Below are 3,811 nucleotides of genomic sequence, written 5' to 3'. Positions count from 1 at the left end.
CCAGCGCCCATCCCCACACGCTGGGAACCCTGCCCACTGAACAACCACACGACCTTCCCGGACGCCATCCCGCCCCCGAGTACTGCTCCCGGGTGGGGCTCACCGGCCGCCAACGCCTCCAACCCGGCCGTCAGCTCCGCGGGGTGTTCTCCGATCACGACAGCCCGGTGGTCGAAGAGCGAGCGCGTCTTCAGCAGCGACCAGCCCACCTCCACCGGCGCTACGTCATCCTCAGCGCCGACATGCCCGGCCAACGCCTCGGCCTGCCCGCGCAACGCCTCCGCGCTGTGTGCGGACACCACCCACGGCACGACGCCGCCGACCGGAGAAGGCGGCGCTACCGGCTGGGGCGCTTGCTCCAGGATCAGATGGGCGTTGGTGCCGCTGATACCGAAGGAGGACACACCCGCGCGGCGCGGCTGTTCACCCTCCGGCCATGGGACGGGTTCGGTGAGCAGCCGTACCTCACCGGCCGTCCAGTCCACGTTCGGACTGGGTGCGTCGATGTGCAGCGAGGCGGGGAGCAGCCCGTGGTGCATCGCCATCACCATCTTGATCACACCGGCCACGCCCGCGGCTGCCTGGGTGTGGCCGATGTTGGACTTGATGGAGCCGAGCCACAGGGGCTGGTCCTCCGGCCGCTCCTGGCCGTACGTGGCCAGCAGCGCCTGCGCCTCGATCGGGTCACCCAGCGTCGTACCGGTGCCGTGTGCTTCGACGGCGTCCACCTCGGACGGCGTCAGACGGGCATTGGCGAGTGCCTGCCGGATCACCCGTTGCTGTGACGGGCCGTTCGGCGCGGTGAGGCCGTTGCTGGTGCCGTCCTGGTTGACCGCCGAGCCCCGTACGAGCGCCAGTACGCGGTGGCCGTTGCGCCGGGCGTCCGACAGCCGTTCCAGCAGGACGAGGCCCACGCCCTCGCCCCACACCATGCCGTCGGCGGCCGCGGCGAACGGCTTGCACCGGGCGTCGGGGGCCAGGCCGCGCTGGCGGGAGAACTCGACGAACGCGCCGGGCGTGGCCATCACGGTCACCCCACCAGCCAGGGCTAGGCCGCATTCGCCCTGCCGCAGCGCCTGGGCCGCCAGATGCATCGCCACGAGCGACGACGAGCACGCCGTGTCGACCGTGACCGCGGGCCCTTCCAGGCCGAACGAATACGCCACCCGGCCGGACACCACGCTGCCGATGTTCCCCGTGGCGACGTAGCCCTCGACATCGCTTGCCGTATCACCGGTGAGCGACAGGTAGTCCTGGGAGGTCACTCCAGCGAAGACGCCGGTGTTGCTGCCGCTCAGTGCGTCACGGTCGAGTCCCGCGTTCTCGAAGGTTTCCCACGCGGTTTCGAGGAGCAGCCGCTGCTGGGGGTCCATGGCGACTGCCTCGCGCGGGCTGATGCCGAAGAACGCCGCGTCGAACGCGGGCGCCTCGTGCAGAAAGCCACCCTCTCGGACATAACTCGTACCCGGGTGGTCGGGGTCGGGGTGGAAGAGCGCGTTGAGGTCCCAGTGCCGGTCGGTGGGCATCTCCGTGATGGCGTCGCGGTGTGCGACCACCAGCTCCCACAGATCCTTCGGATTGCGCGCGCCACCGGGATAGCGACACGCCATTCCGACGATCGCGATGGGCTCGTCGAGCGCGGCCGCGGTGGGTGCAGGGGCGGCGACAGCCGTCTGCTGCCCCAGGATGTCGGCACACAGATGAGTGGCGAGGGCGTGCGGCGTGGGGTGGTCGAAGATGAGGGAGGGCGGGAGGTCGATGCCCGTGAGGGTGGCGAGCTGGTTGCGGAGTTCGACGGCGGTGAGGGAGTCGAAGCCCAGCTCCTGGAACGGCTGAGTGGCGGGGACGGCATCAGGTCCGATGTGACCCAGGATCGCGGCCGCCAGGGACTGGATCTGGTGCAGGAGCAGCTGATGCTGCTGGGCGGCCGTGCTGGAGTCGAGCTGCTGGCGCAGCGGTGTGACAGCGGACGGGGCACGGTGACGGTCCGCCGGGTCTACGGCGGACCCCATCAGGTCGGAGAGCAGCGGGCTCGGCCGTTGCGCCGTGAACGTGGCGGGGAACGTCTCCCAGTCGATGTCCGCGACGGTGATCGTCGTGTCGCGATGGATGAGCGCCTGATGGAGCGCCGCGACCGCGCGATCGGGGCTGAGCGGAGCCAGTCCCCGTCGCCCGTAGAAGGAGAGCGCCGTCTCGTCGGCGGCCATGCCCGCGTCGCTCCAGGGTCCCCAGGCGATGCTGGTGGCGGGGAGTCCTTGGGCGCGTCGGTGTTCGGCGAGGGCGTCGAGGTAGGTGTTGGCGGCGGCGTAGGCGGCCTGCCGGCTGCCGCCCCAGGAGGCGGCGCCGGAGGAGAAGAGCACAAAGGCGCTGAGGTCGAGTTCCTTCGTCAGGTCATGCAGATGCGCGGCGCCCAGGGCCTTGGCTGCCAGCACATGCTGAAGGCGTTCCTGGTCGAGATCGGCGATCAGCTCGGTGTCTGAGGCCCCGGCGGCGTGGATGACTGTGGTGAGGGGGTGTTCGGTGGGGATGGTTTCGATGAGGTGGTGGAGGGTGGTGCGGTCGGAGACGTCGCAGGCGGTGATGGTGACGGTGGTGCCGAGGTCGGTGAGTTCTTGGGTCAGTTGGTCGGCGTGTGGTGCGTTGGGTCCGGTGCGGCTGGTGAGGTGGAGGTGTGGTGCGCCGTTGCGGGCGAGCCAGCGGGCGATGTGGGCGCCGAGTCCGCCGGTGCCGCCGGTGATGAGTGTCGTACCGGTCGGCTGCCACGGCAGGCGGTTCGTGGACGGCAGTGGAGCGCGGCTGAGGCGGCGGGCGTACGTGCCGGTGGCGCGGATCGCGGCCTGGTCCTCGGGTTGCCCGGGCGCGAGAAGCGCCGCGAGACGGTCGGAGGTGTGGTGATCGATGACGGTCGGCAAGTCGATCAGGCCGCCCCAGCGACGGGAGTGTTCCAGCGCGGCCGCGCGGCCGAACCCCCAGGTCTGCGCCTGGCGCGGGTTGGGGAGCGGATCGGCGGGATGGAGGGAAACGGCACCCTGGGTGAGGCACCACAGGGGCGCGGCAATGTCGGCGTCGCCGAGCGCCTGGACGAGGGCGGTGGTGGCGACGAGCCCGGAGGGCACTGCGGCGTAGCCAGGATGCGGCTCCTGGGCGAGCGCGAGCAGGCTGACGATCCCCGCCGGCTCGCTGTCGGCGGTGAGCCGGGTGAGTTCTTCGACCAGAGCGCTGCGGTCGACCTGACGGGTGTCCAGCGTGTGGGGGAGGGGCGTGGCGCCGTGTGTGGTGAGGGCCTGGACGACGGTCGCCACGGTGGGGTGGTCGGTGTGGTCGGACGGGACGAGCACCAGCCAGGTGCCGGAGAGCGCGGCGGGCGGCGCGACGGGCGCGGGGAACTGCTTCCACGTGGCCCGATACCGCCAGGAGTCGATGACCGCTTGCTCGCGGTGCTGCTGTCGCCAGGCCGACAGCGTGGGCAGTACGGCGCCCAGCATGGGCTGCTGATCGGCGGGGGAGTCGAGGGTGGCGGCGAGAGATTCCAGATCCTGGCGCTCCACGGCCTCCCAGAACGCCCGGTCCGCCTGCGCGGTCTCGGTGACGGCCGTGGCCGTCTCGGAGGAGGCGAGCCAGAAGTGCTGGCGTTGGAAAGCGTAGGTGGGCAGCTCGATGGTGCGGGGCGTCGGGACGGCGGGGTACCAGGGCGCCCAGTCGACGGTGACTCCGGTGGTGTGGAGTCGTGCCAGGGCGGTGGTGAAGGCGTGGACTTCGGGTTGTTTGCGGTTGAGGGTGGCGGTGAGGTGTGGGGATGGGTGGTTGGTGT

The 3,811-nt window shown here is 71.0% G+C and carries 1 protein-coding gene; it reads right to left on the bottom strand.

The window, feature by feature from the left end:
- A partial coding sequence (locus ACH4TL_RS45720; protein WP_398332095.1) for an SDR family NAD(P)-dependent oxidoreductase occupies positions 1-3,811 on the bottom strand: 3,811 nt, incomplete at both ends.

The sequence above is a fragment of the Streptomyces sp. NPDC021115 genome (genome assembly GCF_044333065.1).
Classification (GTDB): domain Bacteria; phylum Actinomycetota; class Actinomycetes; order Streptomycetales; family Streptomycetaceae; genus Streptomyces.
Note: the sequence above shows the minus strand (reverse complement) of the source record. Positions and strands in the feature narration are given on the sequence as shown.